This is a genomic window from Sphingomonas sp. 2378 (assembly GCF_038084995.1).
Taxonomy (GTDB): Bacteria; Pseudomonadota; Alphaproteobacteria; order Sphingomonadales; family Sphingomonadaceae; genus Sphingomonas.
On the sequence record NZ_JAXCMJ010000084.1, the window covers coordinates 1 to 4,905 of the forward strand.

A 4,905-nucleotide genomic window follows, 5' to 3' on the forward strand; every position below is an offset into this window, starting at 1 on the left:
ACGCATCGCTACCCGCTTCGACCGCAACATCAAGAACTTCCTCAGCGCAATCGCTTTCGCTGCCGCCGTCATCTGGTGGTTATGAGTCCGGACCCTAGTCCGGTTCCCGTTTCACCATCCGTTGCGAGATGATGGTCCTCGTTTTGAACCCCATCAGAAGCCTTGGGCCGGAACGGCTAAGGAGAATTCTCAAGCGCCCGCCGCGTGGAGCATTTGAGCCGTTGACTGACCCGGTCATAGTTCGCGTACCAAGCGAGCATGTCGGTCCCGCAACCACCTCTTCTCAGCCGTCTGTCGGCCCTCCAGCTACGCCCCCCGAGCTTGCTCGTTCTCTGGACCGTTGGCGCACTGCTGTTGACCGGGCTCTACTGGGTAGTTTTCTACAACTTCTGGCCGAATGTAACGCCGTTCGTCGCTGCGCTGATGGCGGTGTCGAACGTCGCCCCTCTCGCCGTGCTAGCGGCGCTGACGCGGGCCGTCCTGAAGACCTATGTCATGCCGCAGGGCGTGGCGGTGCAGTATCTCGCGCATATCGTCCTGGCGCCGTCGTTCGCCGTCACATGGTATTGGGCCGTCCTGCTGCTTCAGGCGCTGGGGGCCGCGACGCATAACGGCGACATCCGCATCTACAGCTTCCCGCCGGTCGCGCAGGTGTGGCAGGCATTCCAGGGGCTGGTCCTCTACGCGCTCGTCGCTGCCATCTGCTACGCCGTGCGCGGCGGGCGGGAGGCATCGCCGGTGTCGTTCGTCGAGGCAGCGCCCCCGCTGGAACGCTATCTCATCCGCGCCGACGACGAGTTCGTACCGGTGCAGGTGGCGAACATCGTCTCGATCGTCGGCGCGCAGGATTACAGCGAGGTGACGACGTCGGCAGGCAAGTGCCACCTCGTCCGGATGAGCCTCGGCGAGTTCCAGCAGCGGCTCGACCCGCATCGGTTTGTCCGGGTCCATCGGTCGAGCATCATCAACCTCGATCATCTTGAACGACTGGAACCCGCTGGTAACGGCCGCATGATCGCGCACCTCGCGAGCGGTCCGCAGATCGAGGTGAGCCGGTCGGGCGCCCAACTCCTCCGCAGCTTCGTGGTCTGACCTTCCACTCGGCGAACGGATATGGCCGTTCGCCGATCAAGGCAGCGGTTCGTCCGAAACAGCCTGTTCGTTCGTCGTCGGACATGTTCGTTCGCGGCATTTTTCGCAGCAAGCCACTGAGAAACCCTACCCCCGGCTCGACCAGACACTTTGGGGAAGCCGAAGCATATGCATCATCACACCGCGTCACTCCGGGCCGCCATACGGGTCGCCACGTTGCTGAGTGTCGCTCTGCCCGTACCGGTCTTCGCCCAGACGACATCGCCTGCGGCCACTTCTCGCCCGGTGCCGCCCGCAGAGACAACACCTGACGGCCAGAAGGAGAAGGATGCGACAATCACGGTGACCGGGTCGCGCGATGGCGTTCAGACATCGATCGACGCGACCAGTTATAGCCTGTCGAAGAACCTTCAGGCGACCAATGGCACGCTGGCGGATGCGCTGCGCGGCGTGCCGTCCGTCGACGTCGATCCTGAAGGAAACGTATCGCTCCGCGGCGATCCGAGCGTCACCATCCTGGTCGATGGTCAGCCATCCGGGCTGCTCACCGGCCCGTCCCGCGGCCAGACGATCCTGCAACTCCCGGCGGATCGCTACGCACGGGTCGAGGTGATGACCAATCCCTCCGCTGCCTACAGTCCCGAAGGATCGGGCGGCGTCATCAACCTCATCACCAAGCCGACCGCGCCCCGCGCCGGTACGACGGCGACCGGCTCGATCCGCGGCGCAGTCGGCGATCGTGGCCGCTGGACAGGAGCGGCCAGCGGATCATGGCAGCGCGGGCGCTGGACCTTGTCCGGCGATGTCAGCAGCCGGTACGATCCCGTCACGCTCAGCCTGTTCCGGGTGCGAGAATTGCTGGACCCCAGTACCGGGGGCGTGAGGTCGACGACCCGCGACGATCAGGAGATCACGTCGAGCCAGCGCGGCACGGTCGGTCGGCTGACCGCCGAATATCGGCCAGACAGCCGCACCCAATTGACGGCTGAAGCGCGCGGCACGTCGATCCGGACATTCGGTACGGGCCTAGACGTATTCAACATCCGCGATGCATCGGGCAATCAGGCGGGCGCCTTCGCGCGGGATGGTTCGGCAGCGTTTGACGTCGTCAACTGGGGCGGCACGCTGCGCATGCTCCGCCGCTTCGACAATGCCGGTCATGAATGGACCAACGAGTTGCGGTATGACACCAACGACACGGATAACCTGTTCCGTGTCACGACCCGCTACGACCTGCCGGCGGGGGCGGATCTGTTCGAGCGATCCGACCAGCACATCGGCTTGGCGACGCTCGGTTTTACCAGCGCCTATGTCCGACCTCTCGCCAGTGGTGGAAAGCTCCGCCTCGGGTACGAACTGACCGACCAGCGACCCGAGCAGCGTTTCGGCTTCCGGCGTGGTGCGGCAGTGGATCAACTGGCGGTTGTCAACGGGCTGACCAACGCCTTTCGCGGGCGCCAGACCGTCAATGCCCTCTATTCCACATACGAAAGGCCGTTGAGCGCCGACCTGTCCGCGCAAGCCGGACTGCGGCTCGAACACACGGAAATCCACATCGACGATCTGAACGGCAGCGCGCCGGTGGGGCAGCACTATTTCCGCGCCTTTCCAACCGCGCATGTCGAATATCGGCTGTCGCCGACGGAGACGCTGCGCGCCAGCTTTTCCCGGCGCATCCAGCGGCCGCAGCCAGGTCAGCTCAACTCCGCCATCATTTTTGTCGACCCCCTCAACCGCCGGTCAGGCAATGCCGGATTGCGGCCGCAGGAGACGAATGCGGCGGAAATGACTTGGCAAAGACGCCAAGGTCAGGGGTTCTATCAGGCGACGCTATACCTCCGCGATACGAACCGGTCGTTCACCGATATTGCCCAGGATATCGGCAGCGGCCTGCTGCTCACCCGACCCGAGAACCTAGGCGCGCGACGCGACATTGGCCTGGAGCTGTCGTTGAACGGCCCGTTGCTGCCGACGCTACGCTACAGCGCCGGGACCAATCTATTTCATCAATCGGTTCGCGCGGGCGGCATTCCAGGCGGAGCGCATCGAGAGGCTTTGCTCGCCAGCGGCCGGTTCAGCCTCGACTGGCAACCCACCAAGGCGGATTTCGTTCAGGTGTCGGGCTTCTGGGTGGGCGATACGCTGCTGGCCCAAGGCGAGCGTGAGGTGGGCGGGATGCTCAATTTCGGTTACCGCCGGAAGCTCGATAGCCGCTTCTCCCTCAACCTGACCGGGCGCGACCTGCTGAACAGCTTCAGGATTCGAAGCGCCTATGACACGCCCCAGTTCCGCGACCAGTCCGGGCAGCATCTAAAGTTGCGCTCGGTGCTGATCGGCCTGACCTACAATCTGGGTTCGACACCACGGCGACAGCCGGAACAGTTCGATTTCACGACGCTACCGACAGCGGGATCGTAGGGAGACGTGCGACCCAATGAGCCGGCCCTTCGGCTCAACCTCGAGTGCGGCGATCAATCTCGTGGCACTCCCCGCGAGCTGCCAGCGAGGGGAAACAGAATGCTGATAGGTTACGCGCGTGTCTCGACAGCCGATCAGGATCTGGCCCTGCAAATCGATGCGCTGACTAAGGCGGGTTGTGACAGGATCTTCACCGACAAGGCAAGCGGTGCGAAATCCGACCGTCCCGGTCTTGCCGACGCTCTCGAGTTCGCGCGAGCCGGCGATGCGGTCGTCATCTGGAAGTTGGATCGGCTCGGTCGATCCATCCGAGGCCTTATCGAACTGGCGGCGGGCCTATCAGCGCGCAATGTCGATTTCCGATCGCTGACTGACGGATTCGATACCGCAACATCGTCCAGACGGCTGCTTTTTCACATCCTCGCCTCGGTCGCCGAAATGGAGCGCGAACTCATCAAGGAGCGTACCATCGCTGGCTTGGCCGCCGTTCGAGCGAAGGGTGGCAGCGGTGGAGGACGGAAGGCAGCGATGACACCTGACAAGATCGATACGGCGCGCAAACTGCTCGCTGCGGGCGACAAGCCAGCCAAGATCGCGAAACTGCTCCAGGTGGGCTTATCGACGTTCTACCGTCACTGCCCCGGTGGCCAGCGACCGGCAAACTGAACCGGCCTGCCTCTTCGCATCCAGAACCTCCACGGCAATCGGGAATGAGATGGTCGTCTCGCTGGCCGTTCCCAATGGGAAAAGGCCGGCACCTATTGGTAGTCGTGGCCGCCACCATAAATGGAGACGTGGTCGAACCCCTCAGCCGTCGTCGGTTCTTCGAATTGCGTTGCGACGGCGACAATGGCCTGCGTCGGCACTCGTTTGTCGGGCGTTCGGGCGGAATTGCGCTCCATTGCGACATCCAGCGGGGTGTTGATCCAGACCGCTTCGACGGCTGATCCTAGCTGCTTCGCGATGGCTATGACCTTCGCCCTATGTCGAATGCCGGGAAGTGCCGCGTCGAAGTAGATCGTGGACGACGATACCGGTTGTGATGCGATCCACGTCGATTTGCCGGCTCCTTGGATGCCGCAAACCACCACTACGCGCATCGGAGTGGTTGCGCATTCAAGCGCAATCTCCAAAGCTGCGTAGGAGAGTCGCCATGCCTCTTCGTTTCGCTCTGGCGTCCAGACACGCCCATCCTGCGTCTCAAGGAAATCGTCGGGGTTGATCGTCTTGGTGGCGAGCATGGAACCAACATAGCGGGCTGGCTGCTCGATTCCCATTTCTCGATCTCAATTGGGAATCCTCCGCCCGTCTCGCGTGCCGCTCCCAATAGGAATTAGTGCGCGCGTCCGCCGAAATATCGCCCGATCGGCGTGCTAGCGTGGACCGCCAGGTACG

At 63.1% G+C, this 4,905-nt stretch carries 4 protein-coding genes; 3 read left to right on the forward strand and 1 reads right to left on the reverse strand.

Annotated elements, in window-relative coordinates; genetic code table 11:
* Positions 1 to 321 precede the first annotated feature (321 nt).
* The 3 genes from SM191_RS19155 (at position 322) to SM191_RS19165 (ending at position 4,176) form a co-directional block, all read left to right on the forward strand.
* Positions 322 to 1,092, forward strand: a complete 771-nt coding sequence (locus tag SM191_RS19155; protein ID WP_341507604.1) for a LytR/AlgR family response regulator transcription factor — start codon at positions 322 to 324, stop codon at positions 1,090 to 1,092.
* A gap of 342 nt (positions 1,093 to 1,434) precedes the next feature.
* Complete coding sequence (locus SM191_RS19160; RefSeq protein ID WP_341507605.1) at positions 1,435 to 3,510, forward strand: TonB-dependent receptor domain-containing protein; 2,076 nt, start codon at positions 1,435 to 1,437, stop codon at positions 3,508 to 3,510.
* 99 nt (positions 3,511 to 3,609) lie between these two features.
* Complete coding sequence (locus tag SM191_RS19165) at positions 3,610 to 4,176, forward strand: recombinase family protein (RefSeq protein WP_341507606.1); 567 nt, start codon at positions 3,610 to 3,612, stop codon at positions 4,174 to 4,176.
* A gap of 92 nt (positions 4,177 to 4,268) precedes the next feature.
* Here the strand turns inward: SM191_RS19165 and SM191_RS19170 are convergent, their stop codons facing one another.
* On the reverse strand, positions 4,269 to 4,787 hold the full coding sequence (locus SM191_RS19170; protein WP_341507607.1) for an AAA family ATPase: 519 nt from the start codon (positions 4,785 to 4,787) through the stop codon (positions 4,269 to 4,271).
* Between the last annotated feature and the right edge of the window lie 118 nt (positions 4,788 to 4,905).